Below are 20,495 nucleotides of genomic sequence, written 5' to 3'. Positions count from 1 at the left end.
GGGCAACATCCCACCTGCAATCGTTTGCAGATTGCTGTCGGGCGGCACCCGGTGTAGCGCTGGCCGCATAGGGCAAAGGACAGGACGGGATGGCACAGCGATTGATCGGCGCGGTGGAAGCGGGCGGCACGAAGTTCGTGGCCGCACTGGCGCGAGAGGACGGCACGGTGCTGGCCCAGACGCGGCTGCCCACGGAAACCCCGGCAACGACCTTCCCGGCGCTGGCAGACTTCTTTGCCGCCGCCAGCGCCGCGCACGGACCGATTGCCGCGTTCGGCGTGGCCAGTTTCGGCCCGATCGACATCGATCCCGCCTCACCCGCTTACGGCACGTTCACCACCACACCCAAGCCGGGCTGGTCGGGGGCGCGGTTCCACGATGCGCTAAGCCGGTTCGGCGCGCCGATCGTGGTCGATACCGATGTGAACGGCGCGGCGCTGGGTGAATGGCAGGCTGGTGCGGGGCAAGGCTGCCGGACCGTGGCCTATACCACGGTCGGCACCGGCATCGGCACCGGCGTGGTCCGCGACGGACGCCCGCTGATGGGCATTTCCCATTACGAAAGCGGCCATATCCCGATGGCCCGCGATGCGGCACGCGATCCCTTCCCCGGCCACTGTCCCTATCACGGCGACTGTCTGGAAGGGCTTGCCGCCGGTCCCGCCATCACGGCCCGCTGGGGGCAGAGCCTGTCGCAGCTGGGCAGCCCGGACGACAAGGTGGACCTGATCGCGGGCTATATCGCGCAGCTCGCAACCGCCTTGGTGCTGCTGCACATGCCCGACCGGCTGATTTTCGGCGGCGGCGTGATGAAGGCCCCCGGCCTGCTCGATGCGGTTCGCCGCGAAACCCAGCGGCGGCTGGGCGGATACGTGCAGCACCCCGCGCTCGATGCCGGGCTGGAACGCTATATCGTGCTGCCGGGGCTGGGCGACGAGGCCGGCATTACCGGTGCCATCGCGCTGGGGCGGCAGGCGCTGTCCTAGGTTCAGGACCCTAGGCCGCGCAGTGGCGGGCGATGTAGTCCGCGTGGGACGGCATGGATTCCGCCGCACGAGCCAGTGCGCCCTCCAGCTTGCGCAAGTAATCGGCGTGATCCGCCCCGCGCAGCGGCAGCAACGGATCGGTCCCCTGCGGCAGGTTGCCCTGCCCGATGTGCACTGCCAGCCAGCTGGGCGGGCCGAACAGATCGGCATCGCGCTGCACCAGGCGGCCATAATGGCGGAAATGCTCGATCTTCCAGGTCACGGTGTCTGGCACGCTCATCGCCGCGCAATAGCGCCACAGTTCGGTGTCGGTCCGCTCCGTCAGCTTGTAGTGCAGGATGATGAAATCGCGGATGCGCTCGAACTCGTTGATGGCGATCCGGTTGTACTCCTCGGTCACCATGGGATCGAAATTCCGGTCCGGGAACAGCGCCAGCAGCTTTGAAATCCCGGCCTGGATCAGGTGAATGCTGGTCGATTCCAGCGGCTCCATGAACCCGCCCGACAGGCCGATGGCCACGACGTTGCGGTTCCAGAACAGGTTGCGCCGCCCGGTCACGAAGCGCAGCGGCTTCGGATCGGCCAGCGCCGCCCCGTCGAGGTTCGCCAGCAAGGTCTCCGCCGCGGCATCGTCGGAGAGGAACTGGCTGCAATAGACATAGCCGTTGCCGGTGCGGTGCTGCAGCGGGATGCGCCACTGCCAGCCCGCCGCGCGCGCGGTGGAGCGGGTGTAGGGTGTGGGATCGCCAGCCTTCGCACAGGGCACGGCCACCGCCCGGTCGCACGGCAGCCAGTGGGTCCAGTCCTGATATCCCGTGTGCAGCGCGCCTTCGATCAGCAGCCCCCGAAAGCCGGAGCAATCGACAAACAGATCGCCATCCACCTGCCGCCCGTCCTCCAGCGTGACGTGGGCAACGTGGCCGGTTTCGCCATCCAGTGCGACATCGCCGATCTTGCCTTCGATCCGCACCACGCCGCGCGCCTCGGCGTAATTGCGCAGGAACCGGGCATAGAGCCCGGCATCGAAGTGGTAGGCATAGTCGAACGTCGAGGCGACATGGCGCTGATCGGCCAGCGGCGGGGCAAACTTCCCCCGCTTCGCCGCCGCCCAGGCCATGCAAAGGTCGTCCAGATCCGGCGCCGCGCCGCGCTGCTGCGCCGCGATCCAGTATTGATGCAGCGGGACCAGATCGAAATTGCGGCCATACGTGCCGAACGGATGGAAATAGGCATGATCCTGCCGCCCCCAGTCCACGAACTGGATGCCCAGCTTGAACGAGCCCTGCGTCGCCTTCACGAAGTCGTTTTCGGCAATGCCCAGCGTTTCGTTGAACGTGCGGATCGGCGGAATGGTCGCCTCGCCCACCCCGACCGTGCCGATTTCCTCGGATTCGATCAGGGTGATCCGGCAACCGGTGCGAATCGCATTGGCCAGCGCCGCCGCCGTCATCCAGCCCGCGGTGCCCCCGCCGACGATCACGACCGACCGAATGGAATTGCCGTCCTGCATCACGCTCTCCTCGGCCAGTTAATCGGTCATCGCGGCGGCGCGATCAAGCGATTTTAGCAATCGATTGCAGAGTTCAGAAGCGCGGCCGCCGGATGTCCAGTGCCATGACCAGCCGCTCCCCATCCGCGAACGGCATCGTGCGATGCCACATGGTGGACGGGAACACGGCGGTGCGGCCCACGCGCGGTTCGATGGTGCGATAGGCGGGCAGGTCCAGCCCCAGTTCTTCCGGCGGGGTGCCGAACGCGATATGGCCCGCCGGCGCCGGACCCAGCTGTGCGGGCGAAGGCAGGGCAATGTAGAAGGCGGTGCTGAGCCAGCCGACCGGATGGTTGTGCGGCACGTTGTGGCCCTGCCGGGTCAGCCGGACCGACCAGCTGCCCTCCACCAGCAGTTCCCCGCGCGGCAGCCCCAGCAGCGGGTGCCCCTGCTCGAACGGCGGCAGGGCATCGACATAGCTGCGGATCGCATCGAGCCAGCGCGCCCTGGCCAGCCGGATGATCGGTTCGTGCCGCTGGATCACCGACCGGTCGGTCTGCGTGCCGCCGCGCACCGATTGTTCGATATAGGGCCGCGCCATGACGTGCAGGCCGCGCAGGACTTCGGCCAGTTCGGCCAGTTCGGCAGGGGTCAGCTCCACCTCGACCGGGCGGATGAACTGATCCGGCCGGTCGAGCCATTCGGCGCGGGCATCCCCCGCCATGCGCCAGATCAGCGAGACATAGGGCCAGAACAGTGGCGCGGAGGGGGTGATGACCTGCGGCAATGCCGTCGCCTCGGCCTCTGCCAGCCGTCCCGTGCGCAGATAATGGCGCACCCGGCACAAGTTGATCGTTTCACCCTGGATCGCGGCGGTGCGCGCCAGCAAGTTCTCCGTTTCGGGCAGATCGCCGGATTCGCTCGCCACGAACAGCCGCGCGACCAGCAGGGCCGGCGTTTCCCCCAGCGCCGCCGTCGCCCGATCCAGCACGGCGCGCGTCGCGGCCCAGTCCCGCGTCTGCGCGAGGGCGCGAAACCATGCCAGCCACAGGTCGGGATTGGCGGGGTGCCGCGCCAGCGCAGCGGCATAACTGTCGGCAAAGCGCGCGGCATCGCCGCTGGTCCAGCGCAGCACGGACAGCGCCTTGTGCCCCTCCAGCCAGTCGGGGCGTTCGGCCAGCGCCGTTTCGAGCAGCGCTTCGGCCCGGTCCGGCGCGCCCTCGGCCACCAGCGCGGCGGCCCGGCCGCGCAGGAGCTCCGGATTGGCCGGATCGGCCGCTTGCGCCTCGGCAAACAGGGTCGCGGCAGGCAGGCCGACCTCGTAGCGGGTCTGTGCCAGCCCTTGCAGCAGGGCGGGATCGCGCGCGCCCGCCGCCAGCGCCGCCGTGAAGACGTCCACCGCCTCGACCAGTCGCTGCTCCAGCCGCAGCGCCACGCCGTGCAGCAGGGCAATTTCGGGATCGGCGGGCGCGGCCTTGCCCAGCGCCGCGAGCAGCGGCACCGCCTTGCCCGCCAGTCCCGCTGCCAAGGCCTGCCGCGCCAGCGCCACGCGGCGCGCCCGGATCGCCGGGTCGGCCGCGGGGCCGCGCAGCTGCGCCAGCAGTTCGGTGGCCAGCGCGTCGGCCAGTTGGCGCTGTTCAGAAGTCATGCTGTGTCACTGGCACCAACGCAAAGAGGGGGCAACCGCAGTTGCCCCCTCCCGTTTAAGCCTGACGGTGGCGGGCCACCGTCCTGCTCCCTCATTGCGATCAGAAGCTGTACCGGATCGAGGCGGTGTAGGTACGGCCCAGCGCCGGGGCGCCGCCCAGCACGATCGGGCTGGTCGACAGGTCGGTGATGCCGCCGGCACCGCGGAAGTCGAACGTGTTGAACAGGTTGTAGACCTGCATGCCCAGTTCCAGGTTCTCGATCGGGCGGACGCGGACCACGCCGTTGAACACGGCCTTGCCCGGGTATTCGATGCCCGCACCGTCAATCGCGCTCGTCTGGCCGGTGGCCGACAGGCCCAGCGTGGCCATGTCGTTCACGTCATAGTTCGCGGCAACGGTGTAGGACAGATCGGGGATACCGTCCGCACGGGTGTACACGGTCGACGCGGCGGCAGCGCGCTTCGCCTTGGTGTAGGTGGCGTTGGCGGTCAGGCTGAAGCCCCCGTTGCGGTAGGTGCCATAGAACTCCGCACCGCTCGACTTGTACTTGGTGTCGATCACGCAACCGCCGTTCGGGCACTGCGCCGTCTTGGTCGGTTCATAGTCGCTGCGCTTGAAGTTGCCCTTCAGCAGGGTCAGCTCGATGGTGTAGCGACCACCCAGCAGCCCGCCGCGGTTCTTCAGGCCCAGCTCGTACTGGTTCACGAAGTCGACCGAGGGGATGACCCCGCTCTGGTTCAGCGAACCGTCGGCGTTGAACTTGCCCGAAACGGTCTGGCGGTCGGCATTGAAGCGCCCACCGCGCGAGGCACGGACGAACACCGAGGTATCGCCATTGACCTTCCACAGCGCACCGGCAGTCCAGGCGGTGTAGTTGCGGCCATAGTTCAGCACTTCACGGGCACCATCGGCGGTGATCGTCGGGATCTGCGTGACGACGCCGTTGTAGGTGACCGGGGTGTTGAATTCGGTGTTGCTGCCCGCAATCGTCCAGCCGGCGGCCTTCAGCATTTCGAAGCGCACCGAACCGTCGATCACGAAGTTGTCGTTGTCGAGGTCGAGGCCGACGTAGGCCGCGTTGTCCGTGTACGACAGCTCGTAGTCGCGGGCGCAGCAGCTGCCCCAGTTGTTGTTGAAGCCGCCAATGCCCTCAGCCGTCAGGCGCGCACCGGCCGCGTTGAACAGGTCGAGCATCGCCGGGTTGTCGCCCGAAACTTCGCTGAACGCCTTGTTGGTGTGCCAGTCCATCTCGATCTTCTGGTTCATGTAGAACCAGCCCGCGCGGGCGGTCAGCAGCCCGGCGCCGGTATCGTACTTGCCGGTCAGCGCCAGGTCGTTGGCGAAGCTGCCGATGTCGCGGATGTTGGTGCGGACGTTGGTGTTCGAGTTGTAGAACGTGCCGGTATAGGCCTGCCCGGCCTTCGGACCGTTGGCATAGCGCACCGATGCGACCGTCTGGCCGTTAAGCGTCGAACCGATCAGCGAGGACGTGCGCGTCGCGCTGAAGAACGGCGCGGTGAAGCCGCCCGACATCTCGGTCCAGCGCAGGTTGTTGTCGACCGAAACCGCGTCCGAGAACTCGTAGTGGAACTGGTTCTGGATCGACTTCGCGTTGGTGGTGATGCCGCTCATCTTGACGCGTTCCAGATCGCCCTCGCGGTTCACGATCAGGAAGCTCTGGTTGAGCGTCGAGTAGTTGGAGCCCTTGCGGCCGTCGAAGCCGGGGAACGGCTTGAGGCTGGTGACCTTGTTCCCGCTAAGCGTGGCGAGCGCGGGCGCGCCGGTGTAGTTCGGCTCCTGCGTGTCGGCATACTTGAACAGGAAGCGGATGTAGCCCTTGCCGTCATCGAAGGTCTTGGTGACGTTGGCCTTCACCTGGACGCTGTCCGACACGTTGTAATCGGCGCGCAGCGGGCCGCGGCCCGACTTGTAGAAGCCGCCGACGTGATAGGTCAGGGTATCGTTGATCGAACCGCCATAGCGGAAATCGACCTTGGTTTCGGCATAGCCCACGCCCTTGTTGAGCTGGATGTAGCCGCCTTCCTTCTCACCGGTGTGGCTGATGTAGTTCAGCACCGCGCCCGGGGCCTGCGAGGCATAAGTCGCGGCCGAACCGCCGCGCACGCCTTCGATGTTGGCGACCGAGGCGTCGAAGCGGGTCCAGTAGTCGTTGTTGCCGAACTGGATGTCGCCGAACAGCACCGTCGGCAGGCCATCTTCCTGGATCTGGACGAACGGCGAACCACCCGTGGCAACCGGCAGGCCGCGCACCGCGATGTTCGAGTTGCCGCCCGGACCGGCGGTCCCGGCAACCTGGATGCCCGGGATCATGCGATAGAGTTCGGATTCCGAGCTCGGCTTGAAATCTTCGATCAGCTGCGAGTTGATGCTGGTGACCGACACCGAGCTGTTCAGCTGGGTCTTGTCGCGGCCCGAAGCGGTAACCACGATCTCGTCCAGGCTATCGACAGCTTCCTCGGTCGCCGCGGCATCCTGCGCGAGCGCGGGCATCGCGTAAACGGTCATGACGGCCAGCGACGCAGCCGAGACACAGCTTCTCAGCACGGATTTCTTCATAAACCTCTCCCTCACTCAAGGATCGCAGTACGCTTGCACGTTGCAAGTCGGGATGGCGAGTGACACAAGCAACAATCGATTGCAAATAGAATCTGCAATCGATTGTTGTAGGGGTTGCACTGTGACGTTCATGCAACATCGGTGGTTGACAGGCGCGCCGCGCGCAACGCATCACATCGCCAATGACCCAGAGTTCACCGCCCCCCGGACGGATCCGCAACATTGCCGAACTGGCCCGCCTGGCTGGCGTTTCCGCCGGCACGGTTTCGCGTGCGCTGGCCGGCAAGACGCTGGTGAACAAGGACACACGGGAACGCATCCAGGCGCTGGCGCGGGAGCACGGCTTTCGCCCCAACCAGATGGCGCGCCGGCTGCGCGTGCAGGAAACCCGGGTAATCGGCGTGGTCGTGCCGCTGGGGCATGAACAGCGCCAGCACCTGTCCGACCCGTTCTTCATGGCCATCCTGGGGCATCTGGCCGATGCCCTGACGGAAAACGGCTATGACATCATGCTCAGCCGCGTGATCCCCGATGCGGATGACTGGCTGGAACGGATTGTCGATTCCGGCATGCTGGACGGTGTCCTGCTGATCGGCCAGTCCAACCAGTACGACGCGATCGAGCAGGTGGCCAAACGCTATCGCCCGATGGTGGTGTGGGGCAGCAACCGGCCCGGCGCGGCCCAGTGCACGGTCGGCGTCGATAACCGGCTGGGCGGGCGGCTGGCGGGCGAATGCCTGATTGCCCGGGGCTGCCGCAACCTGGCCTTTCTGGGCGAGATCGACGCGATCGAACTGAACGAACGGTTTCTGGGGCTGTGCGATGCGGCCAGCGCCGCTGGTCTGCCCCAGCCAAAGCCGCTGCACGTGCACCTCGCCTCCGATGTCATGGCCGAGGAGATCGCGGCCCATGTCGCCGCCTTCAACGGGACGATCGACGGGATCGCGGCTGGTTCGGACCTGATTGCCATGAACACGGTTCGCGCGCTGGCTGATCGCGGAATTGTCGTACCGGGCGACATTGCCGTCACCGGGTTCGACGACCTGCCGCTGGCCGAACAGATCATCCCGCGCCTGACCACGATCAGCCAGCATATCGCCGAAGGGGCGCGGGCCATGGTCGGCGCCCTGTTCGAACGGATCGCCGGTGAAGACGCTCCTTCGGTGGTCATGCGGCCCGAGCTGATCCGGCGCGATACCGCTTAAGCTCCGGTTCGATACCGCAGCGACCAGTGTTCGCCCGCCATGCGGTGCTGCATGGTCAGCGCCAGCGTGCCGGTTTCATCCAGCACTTCCACGCTGCCCGCATCCAGCCACAGGGTAAGCGCGCAGGCCGGGTCGAGTTGCGCCCGGCAGACCATGTCCAGAAACGGCGAGACCGGATCACGGCGGGTCACGGCCAGCCGGTCCCCCTGCCGTTCCAGCACCAGCAGCCGCCCGTCGGCATCGCCGATCGCAAGGGTCAGGTCCGTTCCGCCCGGCAGTGCAAGGCGCGCGGCGGCCGGGATCGTTGCCGCATCCAGCGCTGCCGCCGGAACCGCGCGCACCGCCGCGGGCTCCTGTTCCTGGCGCAGCCGATAGCCGTTGCCCGACCGCACCAGTGACAGGCGGCGCGGCACGCTCATCGCGCCGCGCCAGCCTTGCTGCGGCAACCGGCCCTGATAGGCGTGGTTGCCCATCCAGCCGATCCACACCGGCCGGCCGGCTGCATCGCGCGGTTCGTGCCAGGCAATCGCGGCGTAGAAATCGCTGCCCATGTCCAGCACCTGCCAGCCGCCCGCATCGGGTGTGAAGCGGATGCCATCGAACGTCCCGGTCAATCCCAGCGCACCCGATCCCGGCGCGCCGCGCAGCACGTCCACCTTGAACAGCCAGCGCGTTGCGCCAGTGCCCTCGACCGGCAGTTCGATCAGCAGCGGGCATTCCCAGATCTCGCCCGCCGCGCCCAGGGTGGGGATTTCCGAGAGTTCTTCCCAGGCTTTCAGGTCCGTCGAGCCATAAAGCAGCGCGCGCTGTTCGTTGGACAGCACCACGACCATGATCCAGCGCTGCGACGCCGCGTGCCAGAACACGTTCGGATCGCGGAAATCCTCCATCTGCCGGTCCAGCACGGGGTTGCCGTCAAACTTGTGCCAGTTGCGCCCGTGGTCGGTGCTCCACGCCAGGCACTGCGACTGGTGCGCCGGACCGTTCACCACCGCCCCGGTGTACAGCGCCACCATCGCATCGCGGCCCAGCCCGGCGCTGCCCGCATGGTCGATCACGGCCGAGCCGGAAAAGATCGCGTGCCGTTCATCCTCCAGCAGGGCGGGCGGCAGCTCCTCCCATGCGCCCAGGTCCGGGCTGACCGCATGGCCCCAGCTCATGTGGCCCCAGTCCTCGCCAAACGGATTGTATTGATAGAACAGGTGCCATTCGCCCGCATGATGGACCAGGCCGTTGGGATCGCTCAGCCAGTTGGCTGCGGGCGCGAAGTGATAGCGGGGGCGCATGATGTCAGGCCGCGATCGTCACGCTGTCGCCCGCAAAGACCAGGCGGAAAACCGGTGCGGGCGTCCCGCCGAACTGCGCGCGCAGCAATTCGGGCTGCGCCTCGAAGCTGCGCCCCTGCATGCCCCAGTGGTCTATGAAGCTCCACACTTCGTCTTCGCCTGTCACCCACCAGCTGTAACCCTGCGTCGGCTCTGCCGCCGGATTGCCCGCCACCAGCCCGCTGCCGTTGACCGGACGCCACGGGCCGGACAGGCTCTCCGCGACCATCGCGTAAAGCCCGTTCGGCCCCTTGACGCTCTCTGGCGCGAAGGTGCGGGTCTGGGTCGACCAGAACAGGTAATAGCGTCCCCCCCGCACCACCACGTGCGCGCGTTCCAGCTCGTTGTTGACGCCCACCGCCTCGACCAGCGGATCGCCCAGCACCCACTCCGTCCCGCGCAGGGTCGCGATGCCGACCACGCCGTTATAGTCGTGGTCGGACCACCCCGCGCTGCCGGTGAACAGCACGTGCCGTTGCCCGGTGGCGGGATCGAAGAACCATGCGGGATCGCGGAACGCCTTGATCAGCCCCGGCTTGCCCGATGCTTCGGCGGCAATGGTGTAGCGCGCGTCGTCGGCCCGGACGAGTTCCTCGACGCTGCTCCACTGCCCCGGCCCATCGACGCCCAGCACCCCGCGCGCCACGAACAGGCGCTGCTCGAACGAGGGCGGACCACCGCGCCGGCCCGCAGCGGTGAACAGCAGCGAGACGCTGGCGCCATCGTCATGCAGCACCGCCGAGCCGGCCCATTCGCGCGTGCCGGGGCTGAACCCGTCAGGCATGGCATTGCCATGGTCGCGCCAGCCATCTTCCCCCAGCGAGGCGAGGCGAATGCGCGCGTGATCGTGGCGCTGGCCGGGATCGGGAAAGATCGGCGCGCTCAGGAAGAACCAGTACTGGCGGCCGCCGTGCACCACCGTGCGGCCATCCTCATGCGCCAGCGGCCAGCTGTCCCACAGGTCGATCCCGGGGATGACCGGGCAGACATCGTCCGCGCCGATCAGTGCGATCTCGGTCTGGCCGGGGACGGCAGCAATCGATTGCGGATGCCAGCGTGCGACCCCACCGGGATCAAAGCCGTGCGGTTCCGAAGCGGCGGAGAGGGAATTTTCAATCGCAGTCATTGTCTTACTCCGGCGGCAACCCGCCTGCCCGTTCGTGTCTGATGTCAAGCGGAGCGCCATCGGGCGTCCGGTATCGTTCGCGCAAAGCAGCACTGACGCGCGGCACTTCGCGGGCTGCCAGGACAGCCACGACCGCACCGCCAAAGCCGCCGCCGGTCATCCGCGCGCCGCCCTCGCGGCCAATCACCGCCGTCAGGCTGGCGACCAGGGCATCGACCGCTGGCACGCTGATTTCGAAATCATCCCGCATCGACGCATGGCTGGCTGCGAACAGCCGCCCCAGCGCGGCCAGGTCGCCCGCACCGATCGCCGCGACGGCGGCCTCGGTCCGCGCGATCTCGGTCACCACATGACGCGCCCGGCGGCGCACCACGGGATCGAGATCGGCCGCTTCGACCAAAGCAAGGCTCGCCTCGCGCAGCGACGGCACGGCCAGCGCGGCGACGGCGACTTCGCAATCGCGGCGGCGCTGGTTGTAGTGGCCATCCACCAGCCCGCGCCGCACGCCGGATTGCACGATCAGCACCGCCCAGTCCGCCGGCAGGGGCACCGTCCGGGTCGCCAGATCGCGGCAATCAAGCAGCAGCGCGCTGCCCGCTTCGCCAGCGGCAACGGCCATCTGGTCCATGATCCCGCAGTGAACCCCGGCCCAGTTGTGCTCCGCCGCTTGCGCCGCGCGGGCAAGGTCACGCGGCGAAGCGGGCGGCGCGCTGGCGGCGGCCTGCACGGCGCGGCCCAGCGCGATGCACAGCGAGGCCGACGAGGACAGTCCCGATCCGCGCGGAATCGACCCAGCAATGGCCAGCTTCGCACCGCCTGCGGCCAGTCCGCGCGCGGCCATTTCGGCGGGCATGCCGCGCAAGTAGGATCGCCAGTCGGCCGGCTGGTGCGGTGCCGTTTCGCCCAGCATGAAGGCATCGCGGGCGCTGTCGAGATCGAGGGCAATCGCATCGATCCGCCCGCCGCCCTGCGCGCTCCACGCCACGGCGGTTCCCGCGCTGATCGGCATCGGCAGGACCAGCCCGTCGTTGTAGTCGACATGCTCGCCGATCAGGTTGACGCGGCCGGGGGCGAACACCACTCCGTCGGGTTCGTGACCGAAGGTGCGGATGAAGCCTTCGCGGGTTTTGTTGATGAAAGTCATGCGCAAACGTCACTTGCGCAAAGGCGCTGGGCGGCGCTTTCGGGGGTGATGTCGCGCTGGGTTTCGGCCAGCAGTTCGAAGCCGACCATGTGCTTGCGTACCGTGGCGGAGCGCAGCAGCGGGGGCAGGAAATGGGCGTGGAGCCGCCAGTGCGCGGTGTCCTCGCCCTGCCCGTGGGGGGCGCCGTGCCAGCCCATCGAATAGGGGAAATCGCAGCCGAACAAGGCGTCATAGCGGCGCAGCAGGCGGCCCAGAATCTCGGCCAGCGCGGCGCGCGCGGCGCCGTCCAGCTGCTCCAGCCGGGCGACCGGATCGCGCGCGATCAGCAGGGTTTCGAACGGCCAGGCGGCCCAGTGCGGGACCACCGCGAGCCAGTGGTCGTTGACTTCGACCACCCGCTGCCCGGCGGCCAGTTCGGCGGCAGCAACATCGTCGAGCAGGACGGTGCCGCGCTCTGCCAGCCATTCGCGCTGGCGGGCGTCTTCGCGGGCCGGGAGTTCGGGGACGAAGTCGCTCGCCCAGACCTGCCCGTGGGGGTGCGGGCTGGACGCGCCCATCATCGCGCCCTTGTTCTCGAACAGCTGGACGTGCGCCCAGCGGGCACCAAGCTCGGCCGAGAGGGCACACCAGGTGTCCACCACGCGGCGGACCGCGTCCACCGGCAGGCGGGCGAGGGTCTGGCCGTGATCGGGCGCGAAACAGATCACCCGCGCCTCGCCGGTGGCGGGCCGGGTTTCGAACAGGCTGGCCGGACTGTCATCCTCACCGCCTTCGTCCAGCAGCGCGGCGAAGTCGTTCCGGAACACGAAGGTGCCGGAATAATCAGGGTTCGCTTCCCCGGTCGCGCGGGTGTTGCCGGGGCAGAGATGGCAGGCCGGATCGTGCGCCGGGGCGGGCGGCGGCGCGGGCGCGGCGGCTTCGCCCTGCCAAGGGCGCTTGGCCCGGTGCGGCGACACCAGCAGCCATTCGCCGGTCAGCAGGTTGCGGCGGCGGTGGGGCAGGTCGGCCAGACTCATGCCGCCACCTTCACGTGAAAGATTGCCGCGCTTTCGGCCTTGAGCGGCGGCAGCGGCAAACCCGCGTGGGCCAGCCACGATCCGCTGAACACCTGCGCCCCGCCATCCCACAGCGCGGGCCGGTGCGCGGCATGGCCGCCCTCACCGCCCGCGATGCGCAGCAGTTCGATGGTGCAGGCCCCCGCGTCCGCCAGGAACGGCAGACGCAGCGGCTGCGGCCGGCGGTCCTGCGCGGGGGCAGCGCGCAGCGCGAACAGCAGGAACTCGTCGCGGCAGCCCTGCGCCTGCCAGACCAGCCCGTCCGCGCCCTCGCCCAGCCAGACCGAACCGCCGTGGAGCAAGGCGCGCCACTGCTTGTGAAACGCGATCCAGCCCGCCAGTTCGGCCCGGTCCACGTCCGACAAGGCGCGCGGGTCCAGCTCTACCCCGAAATGCCCCGGCATGGCGACGGCGGCGCGGAAGCCCATCGACTGTCCGCGCCCGGTAGCGTGCGCGGGGCTGGCGCCGATATGCGATCCCATCACTTCGGGCGGCAGGAACGCCAGGAACCCGCGCTGGATGCCGACCCGGCTGACCGCGTCGATGTTGTCGCTGGTCCAGAACCGGTGGGTATGGGCCGCGATCCCCGCGTCCGAGCGTCCGCCGCCGCCCGCGCAGCTTTCAATCTCCACCGCCGGATGCGCGGCGCGCAGCCGCGCCAGTAGATCATACGTGCCCTGCACTTGCGCCGCGCCGCCAGCGGGCGCGAGATCGCGGTTGTGATCCCATTTGAGGTAACTGATCGGCAGATCGCGCAGCAGCGCATCGAGCGCGCCGAACAGATAGTCCCGCACCTCCGCGCGGCGCAGGTCCAGCACCAGCTGGCTGCGCGCGGTCGGATGCTCCCGCCCCGGCAGCGCCCAGTCCGGGTGCGCGCGGTAGAGGTCGCTGTCGGGATTGACCATTTCCGGTTCGACCCACAGCCCGAATTCCATCCCCAGCGCGACCACCCGGTCGGCCAGCGGCTTCAGCCCGTCCGGATACTTGACCGGATCGGCAGTCCAGTCCCCCAGACCGGCGGTGTCGTCATTGCGCGCCCGGAACCAGCCGTCGTCGAGGATGAAGCGTTCGATCCCCACGCCCGCCGCCGCTTCGGCCAGCGCGGCGATCCGATCGGCATCGTGGTCGAAATAGCAGGCTTCCCAGCTGTTGAGGTGGACAGGGCGCGGGCGCATCGCCCCGCCCGGCCAATCCAGCCGCGCGCGCAACGCGGCGTGGTGCTGCGCCATCGCACCGTTGCGGCCCTGCGTGGACAACCCAAGGATCGCCTGCGGGGCGGTGTAACTTTCGCCCGGTTCCAGCGTGACTTCACCCGGCAGCAAGGCCGCGCCCGCGCTCAGCACCCACGCGCCCTCGTCGTCACGCTCCACGGACAGGCGCGCATCGCCCGACCAGGCGAGTTGCAGCGCCAGCACTGTGCCGGAGGCATGATCCGCCCCGGCTTCCAGCACCACCAGCCCCGGCGCGCCGCCATGCCCGGTCAGTCCCCGACGGCCTTCGCGCCGCCACGCCTGCTGCGGCATGGCTTCCGTCACTTCGACCAGTTCGGCGTTATGCCGCCCGCGCCACGACACGATCCGGTCAGACGCGGCGGACAGTGGCAGCAGCGCGCTGGCCAGCCAGTCCACGCCCACGGCCTCAGTCCCCGCATTGGTCAGCATGGCATCGCACAGGATCGCCCCGCCGGGGGTCAGCGTGAAGCGCTGCTCCAGCGCCAGCCCTTCGGCCACATCGGCCAGCCGGACCACAATCGCGCCCTCGCCTTGCTCCACCGCCACCGCGCCAAATGCGGGCACCAGCGCGCGGCCCGCCCGGCGCAAGGCCACCGCTGCCGGGCCGAACCACCCCAGCCCGGCGGGCGGCACGGTCGCCAGCGGCACATCACCGTCCAGCGAGAACGAGGCCGCCGTGCGGGTATCGGCCAGCGCGGCCAGCCCGGCGGGATCGACCCGCGCGCCCAGGTGCCGCCACAGCGGCGCACCCGTGGCGCGGCATTCCAGCACCAGGCTGGCCTGCTCCGAATGGATCGAGGCGAGCGAACCGCTCATGCCGCGGCCAGTTCCGGCGCGCGGGCCGAGGCGCGGCCTTCGGGCACCCACAGCACCGCCAGCGCGGCGAGGAACATGCACACGCCCGATACCGTCAGCACATTGCGCGGATCGTGGCCCAGCAGGTGGTCATAGGCGCCCAGCCCGATGGTCACGAAGCCCAGGTTCAGCTCGCTCATCACCGCCGCGAACACCAGCATCGGGATCACGATCATCATGTTGAAGATGCCCATGTAGACGCCCGTGCGCTGCGGCGGGATCGCGTTCGACAGGATCACATAGGGATTGCCCATGATCGAACCCCAGGCAAGGCCGGTACCGATGGCGGGCAGGAACAGCATGGCCTTGTCGGTAACGTGCGGGATGCTGAGGAACGCGAGTCCCCCCGCCATCAGGCACAGCGCGTGGAGCGGCCCCGCGCCCCAGCGCCGGGCCAGCGGCACCATCAGGAAAGCCCCCAGGAATGCCACCGCGTTATAGAACGCCGCCATTTCGCCATTAGTCAGCACCGCGCTGCGGAACGCGGAGCTGGTCGGATCGGCAGTGTCGTAAACGCTGCGTCCGATCGAATAGATCACGTAGCCCCAGTACCCCGACATCGCGAACCACTGGAACAGGCTCATCACCGCCAGCTTGCGCATCGCGGGCGGCATATCGCGGATCGCGCGGCCGATTTCGGCGAACGTCGCGGCCACGCCCTTGGGCTGGGCTTCGATATGCGCACGTTCGGCGGCGGTCAGCGGCAGTTCACGCACGCGCAGCACCGACCACAGGATCGTCGCCAGCGACAGCACCGCGCCGATCATGAACACGACGCGCGTGGTGTAGGGAATGTTGTGTTCGTCCACCCAGTCCTGATTCATCCCGAACCAGACCAGCAGCGACGGGGTCAGGAACGCGAGGCACTGGGCCAGACCGGTGAACGCGCTTTGCGTCAGGAACCCGGCCTGCCGCTGGTTGGGGTTCAGCCGGTCCGATACATAGGCGCGGTAGGGCTCCATCGTGATGTTGTTGCCCGCGTCGAGGATCCACAGGACGGACACCGCCATCAGGATCGAGCTCGACAGCGGCATGAAGAACAGCCCCAGCGAACACAGCACCGCGCCGATCAGGAAATAGGGCGTGCGCCGCCCCCACCGGCTTTGCGTGCGGTCGCTCATCGCGCCGATGATCGGCTGGATCAGCAGGCCGGTGATCGGCCCGGCGAGTTGCAGGATCGGCAGCTGGGATTCGTCCGCGCCCAGATAGCTGTAGATCGGCCCCATGTTGCCCTGCTGCAGGCCAAAGCTGAACTGCAGCCCCAGAAAACCAAGGTTCATCTCCAGAATGCGTGGCAGCGACAACTGCGGACGATGGCTTTCCATGGCAAACTCCCCAGTGCTCTTGATGGCACAGGCGGCTGCTTGTGTCACAGCTTGCCCGCGTTGACAACAATCGATTGCAATAGACGGTTGAGAGGCGGACCAAGGGGCCGGGAAGCGCCGATTTCCGCCGCGCGGATGCGCAAACGTATTCACTTCGCTGCGTTGCAAAAGAATCGCTAGCCGGTAGGCTCTTTGTTCCCCCCTCGGCGCGGGGTTATCCGGCCGCGCCTGCCAGCCAGTGAGGGCATGATGAGCCTGTCTGCCAACCTTGCCGCCCGCCTCCAGGAATTGCACGGCCGCACGGCGGAAACGCCGCTGTTCAACCCGGTGTTCCAGCTGGGGCTGGAACTGTCGCGCCAGCTGGAAAGCGGGGCGCTGGGGCTGGATGACATCGCCGCACTGGTGGCAGAACTGGAATGCGACGGGCTGATGGCGCGCGCGGCCCGGCTGGAGCGGCTGGTCGCCCCGGTCGATCCCGATGCCAATGCCGCGCGGCTCGACAGCCTCGCCGATGCGCCCGATTTTGCGACCTTCGCGGCGCGCTGGCGGCAACCGCTGGCGCACGTGGTGTTCACCGCGCACCCCACCTTCCTGCTCAGCCGCGCGCAGGCCGCCGCCGTGGCAGAGGCGGCTTCCAGCGGGGACATTTCCACCGCCACCGCCTGCACCGCGCCCCATGCGCGCGATGCGATCACGCTGGACAGCGAACACGATGACGCGATGGCCGCGTTGGCGCGCGCACACGCCGCGCGCGATGCGATCAACGCCCACCTGCTCTCCGCCGCGCGGGCGCGCTGGCCGCTGCACTGGCGCACGCTGGCACCGCTGCCGCTGCGCTTTGCCCACTGGGTGGGCTATGACATGGACGGGCGCACCGACATTTCGTGGAACACCTCGCTGCGCTATCGCCTCGCGGAAAAGGCTGCACGGCTGGCAGCCTATGCCGCGCAGCTGGAACAGGCCGCGCCCGATGTGGCGCTGCGCCTCGCCCGGGCCAGCGCCTATGCCGCCGCAATGTCGGCCCGGTTCGGCGCGGACCTTTCCGATCCCGCCGCGCTGTCGGACGCGGCCAACACGCTGACCGCTGACCATCCCGACAAACTGACCAGTCTGGCCGGCGTGATTGCCGAGCTGGAAGCGCAGGCCGCCAGCGCCGATGATGCCACCGCCGAAGCCCTGCTGGTCGCCGCTGCCGCGATGCGGGCCGACGGGCTGGGGATGGGCTGGATCCACTTCCGGGTGAACAGCTCGCAGCTGCAAAACGCGATCCGCCGCCGGATCGATCCCACCGGCAAGCTCGACCTCGCCAGCCAGGCCGCCTTGATGCGGATGCGCGAGCTTTTGGCCGAGGCCAGGCCGCTGCGCGCCAATTTCGCCGCGCTGGCGATCGAGAATTCCACGGCCGTGCGCCAGTTCCTCGCGATGGCGCAGATCATCCGCCACATCGACGGCGACGCGCCGATCCGGATGCTCGTGGCCGAATGCGAACAGCCGACCACCGTGCTCGCCGCGCTCTATTTCGCGCGGCTGTTCGGGATTGCCGACAAGGTCGATGTCTCGCCCCTGTTCGAGACCGAGAGAGCGCTGGAACACGGCGGGCGGTTCCTCGACGCGCTGCTGGCCGAGCCGGCCTATCGCGAATACGCGCAGCGGCGGGGGCGCGTGTCGGTGCAGACCGGGTTTTCCGACGCGGGCCGCTTCGTCGGCCAGATCCCCGCCGCGCTCGCCATCGAGCGCCTGCAAGGGCGGCTGGCCGAGGCGATGGCCGCCAACGGCCTGTCGGACGTCGCCGCGCTGATCTTCAACACCCACGGCGAGAGCATGGGGCGCGGCGCGCATCCCTCCAGCTTTGCCGACCGGCTGGAATGGCCGCTCTCCCCCTGGGCGCGGCGGCGGTTCGTGCGCTCCGGCATCCGGCTGGAGCCGGAAGTGAGCTTTCAGGGCGGCGATGGCTATCTGTTCTTCGGCACCCCGGACCTTGCGCTGGCCACGCTGACCCGGTTCATGGAACTGGCGCCCGCGCAGACCGATCCCGATGCGCCGACCGACCCGTTCTATCGCCGCACCGACCTGAGCCTCGATTTCTACCGCGCGATCCGCCGCCAGCAGCAGGGGCACCTCGCCAGCGCGACCTACTCGCGCGCGGTCACCGCGTTCGGGCTGGGCTTGCTCAACGACACCGGCAGCCGCAAGTCGCGCCGCCAGTCAGACCTTGCCGCCGACCGCCAGATGAGCCTGCGCCAGATCCGCGCGATCCCGCACAACGCGGTGCTGCAACAGCTGGGCTATCCGATCAACGTGATCGCCGGGTTCGGATCAGCCGCCGAGGGCAATTACGAGGAAATGGCCGCGCTGCTGCGTGCATCGGCGCGCGGGCGGCAACTGGTGCGGCTGGTTCGCGCGGCCAATGCGCTGGGCAGCATTAAGACGGTGGCCGCCTATGGCGAGCTGTTCAATTCCGCCTATTGGGCCAGCCGCCCCTATCGCGGCGACGAGGCGCAGATTTCGGATGCCTGCCTGGCGCTGGCCGAATACCTGACCAAGGACGACCGCACTGGCGTGTTCCGCCGCCTCGCCTCGCGCCTCAGGGTCGATGCGCTGAAGCTGCACCGGCTGCTGGCGCTGATCCCGGACGAGGCCCCGCTGGACGGGCGCGAGCAGACCCGGCGGGAACTGGGCATCCTGCAGGCGCTGCGGCTTGCGCTGTTCCAGCACATGTTCCTGCGCGCCGTATCCGTCCCGGCGTTCAGCCGCGCCAACGACATCGCGCGCGAGGACGTGCTGGAGATGGTCTTCACCCTGCGCGTGGACGAGGCGCTGGCCCAGCTGCGCCGGGCCTTCCCGGTCAGCTTCCCCGGGATCGAGGACTTCACCGTGTCCGAGCCGACCGATTACCCGGACGACGCCGCCACCGGTTACGAAGCGATCCACCGAGACTTCATCGAGCCGATCGAAGCCGCCAACGCGCTGGCCCTGCGGATCACGACGGCGATTGCCAACGTGTTCGGCGCGCATGGTTAGTTTTCGCTTGGTGCGCTGATCGCCTCCGCGATCAGCTTGCTGTTCCGTCCCGCTCCCCCGCCCGACCACCCATGAACATACCCTGTTTGGGTGGTCGGGCGGGGGAGCGGGACGGAACAGCAAAGGGCAGGCCGGATGGCCTGCCCGCACCCACCAATTACGCAGGCCGCCGCGCGAACAGGCCGAAGCCGGCGATCACGGCATAGCACGCCGCCGGCAGCGCCAGCGCCAGCGCCAGGCTGCCCGTGGTGTCCGCGACCACGCCCGTCAGCAGCGGCACGACCGCCCCGCCGAAGATCGCGACGTTGATGATCCCCGAACCGTCCGCCGCGCGCGGGCCCAGCTTTTCGCAGGCCAGCGTGAAGATCGTCGGGAACATGATCGAGTTCATCAGGCCAATGGCGAGCAGGCTGTAGCCCGATACCGCGCCGGTGGTGGCCGTCGACAGCGCGATCAGCGCAATCGCGCCCACCGACACGCCCGCCAGCACCAGGCCGGGGCTGACCAGCCGCAGCACGACCGAACCGATGAACCGGCCGACCATCGCGCCGCCCCAGTACATCCCGATCAGCTTGCCCGCATCCTGTTCCGCCAGCCCCATCACGTGCGGCTGCATCAGGTAGTTCACGATCAGCGAACCGATCGCCACTTCGGCCCCGACGTAGAGGAAGATGCACAGCGCGCCATAGCCAAAGCGCGGACGCTTCAGCAGGTCCAGACCGGCCAGACCGGCGCTGGCTTCGTGCTTTTCGCCCTTCAGCTTGTTGCGGAACATCCACACCACCGCGGCAACCACCGCCAGCGCGGCGGCAAGGCCAAGGTAGCCGTTGACGATCGCCTGGCTTTCGGCGGTGCGATAGGCATCCAGTTCCGCGCCAGAGAGCTGGTCGGCACTGACGCTGGCCAGGCTGCCGAGGATCAGGATCGAACCGACAATCGGGAACACCGTGGTCCCCAGCGAGTTGAACGCCTGCGCAAAGGTCAGGCGGCTGTGGACCGTATCCGGCTTGCCCAGCAGCGAGATCAGCGGGTTCGACACGACCTGCACGATCACCACCCCGCTGGCGAGCACGAACAGCGCGAACAGGAACACGCCATAGGTCGCCGTCTGGCTGGCCGGGATGAACAGCAGGCACCCCGCCATCATCGTCAGCAGGCCCGCCACCGCGCCGCGCATGTAGCCGATCTTCTTGACCAGCCGCGCGCCCGGAATGCCGATCACGGCATAGGCGGTGAAGAAGCAGAACTGCACCAGCATCGCCTGGGTGAAGTTCAGCGTGAAGAGTTCCTTCAGCTTGGGGATGATCACATCGTTAAGCGACGTGATCCCGCCAAAGATGAAGAACAGCGCCATCACGAACAGTTGCAGCTGCGGCGCGTCGATCTGGCCGCTGTCGTGGCCAAGCGGCACCGGGTCGGCGCTGCTCAGCTCGGTCATGGTGGGGGGCAGGGCCATCTGATTTCTCTCCTCGTGCCGCGACGTGTTAACGTTCTCAATATTGCCTA

General features: G+C 68.3%; 13 protein-coding genes. 3 read left to right on the top strand and 10 right to left on the bottom strand.

Annotated features, from left to right (window positions below; all coding sequences use genetic code 11):
* The first annotated feature begins 89 nt into the window (after positions 1–89).
* Entirely contained in the window at positions 90–986 is an 897-nt protein-coding gene (locus IE113_RS11675; protein WP_189541686.1) for an ROK family protein, read from the top strand.
* A gap of 10 nt (positions 987–996) precedes the next feature.
* On the opposite strand, the gene IE113_RS11670 is transcribed toward IE113_RS11675, so the two are convergent.
* The 3 genes from IE113_RS11670 to IE113_RS11660 form a co-directional block, all read right to left on the bottom strand.
* The gene (locus IE113_RS11670) at positions 997–2,496 is read right to left on the bottom strand and encodes a tryptophan halogenase family protein (protein WP_189541684.1); all 1,500 of its coding nucleotides are present in this window, start codon (positions 2,494–2,496) and stop codon (positions 997–999) included.
* Positions 2,497–2,569: 73 nt separating this feature from the next.
* On the bottom strand, positions 2,570–4,123 hold the full coding sequence (locus IE113_RS11665) for a putative 2OG-Fe(II) oxygenase (protein WP_189541682.1): 1,554 nt from the start codon (positions 4,121–4,123) through the stop codon (positions 2,570–2,572).
* 100 nt (positions 4,124–4,223) lie between these two features.
* Complete coding sequence (locus tag IE113_RS11660) at positions 4,224–6,701, bottom strand: TonB-dependent receptor (protein WP_189541680.1); 2,478 nt, start codon at positions 6,699–6,701, stop codon at positions 4,224–4,226.
* Positions 6,702–6,883: 182 nt separating this feature from the next.
* Here IE113_RS11660 and IE113_RS11655 point away from each other — a divergent pair, with 182 nt between their 5' ends.
* Positions 6,884–7,906 carry a LacI family DNA-binding transcriptional regulator gene (locus tag IE113_RS11655; RefSeq protein ID WP_189541678.1) on the top strand — a complete coding sequence of 341 codons (1,023 nt, stop codon included), beginning with the start codon at positions 6,884–6,886 and terminating at the stop codon, positions 7,904–7,906.
* On the opposite strand, the gene IE113_RS11650 is transcribed toward IE113_RS11655, so the two are convergent.
* Genes IE113_RS11650 through IE113_RS11625 form a run of 6 tightly spaced genes read right to left on the bottom strand, consistent with a single transcriptional unit; the run spans position 7,903 to position 15,968 of the window.
* Positions 7,903–9,192: a glycoside hydrolase family 32 protein gene (locus IE113_RS11650; RefSeq protein WP_189541676.1), complete on the bottom strand. Its 1,290-nt coding sequence runs from the start codon at positions 9,190–9,192 to the stop codon at positions 7,903–7,905. The two genes, IE113_RS11655 and IE113_RS11650, sit on opposite strands and share 4 nt — an antisense overlap.
* 4 nt (positions 9,193–9,196) lie before the next feature.
* Positions 9,197–10,357, bottom strand: a complete 1,161-nt coding sequence (locus tag IE113_RS11645; protein WP_189541675.1) for a glycoside hydrolase family 68 protein — start codon at positions 10,355–10,357, stop codon at positions 9,197–9,199.
* 4 nt (positions 10,358–10,361) lie between these two features.
* Positions 10,362–11,501 carry a galactokinase gene (gene galK / locus IE113_RS11640; RefSeq protein ID WP_189541673.1) on the bottom strand — a complete coding sequence of 380 codons (1,140 nt, stop codon included), beginning with the start codon at positions 11,499–11,501 and terminating at the stop codon, positions 10,362–10,364.
* Entirely contained in the window at positions 11,498–12,517 is a 1,020-nt protein-coding gene (locus IE113_RS11635; protein ID WP_189541671.1) for a UDP-glucose--hexose-1-phosphate uridylyltransferase, read from the bottom strand. The genes galK and IE113_RS11635 overlap by 4 nt, the downstream gene beginning before the upstream one ends.
* Positions 12,514–14,604 (bottom strand): alpha-galactosidase, encoded by a 2,091-nt coding sequence (locus IE113_RS11630; protein ID WP_189541669.1) that lies wholly within the window; start codon positions 14,602–14,604, stop codon positions 12,514–12,516. The genes IE113_RS11635 and IE113_RS11630 overlap by 4 nt, the downstream gene beginning before the upstream one ends.
* Entirely contained in the window at positions 14,601–15,968 is a 1,368-nt protein-coding gene (locus tag IE113_RS11625) for an MFS transporter (protein ID WP_229822335.1), read from the bottom strand. Before IE113_RS11625 ends, IE113_RS11630 begins: the two co-directional genes overlap by 4 nt.
* Before the next feature lie 249 nt (positions 15,969–16,217).
* On the opposite strand from IE113_RS11625, the gene IE113_RS11620 reads away from it, so the two are divergent.
* Positions 16,218–18,989 carry a phosphoenolpyruvate carboxylase gene (locus tag IE113_RS11620; protein ID WP_189541667.1) on the top strand — a complete coding sequence of 924 codons (2,772 nt, stop codon included), beginning with the start codon at positions 16,218–16,220 and terminating at the stop codon, positions 18,987–18,989.
* A gap of 157 nt (positions 18,990–19,146) precedes the next feature.
* On the opposite strand, the gene IE113_RS11615 is transcribed toward IE113_RS11620, so the two are convergent.
* Positions 19,147–20,427 carry a sugar MFS transporter gene (locus IE113_RS11615; protein ID WP_229822355.1) on the bottom strand — a complete coding sequence of 427 codons (1,281 nt, stop codon included), beginning with the start codon at positions 20,425–20,427 and terminating at the stop codon, positions 19,147–19,149.
* Positions 20,428–20,495 lie beyond the last annotated feature (68 nt).

The organism is Novosphingobium arvoryzae, from assembly GCF_014652615.1.
Taxonomy (GTDB): domain Bacteria; phylum Pseudomonadota; class Alphaproteobacteria; order Sphingomonadales; family Sphingomonadaceae; genus Novosphingobium; species Novosphingobium arvoryzae.
The sequence above is the reverse complement of the archived record's forward strand: the minus strand, read 5'-3'. Positions and strand labels throughout refer to the sequence as shown.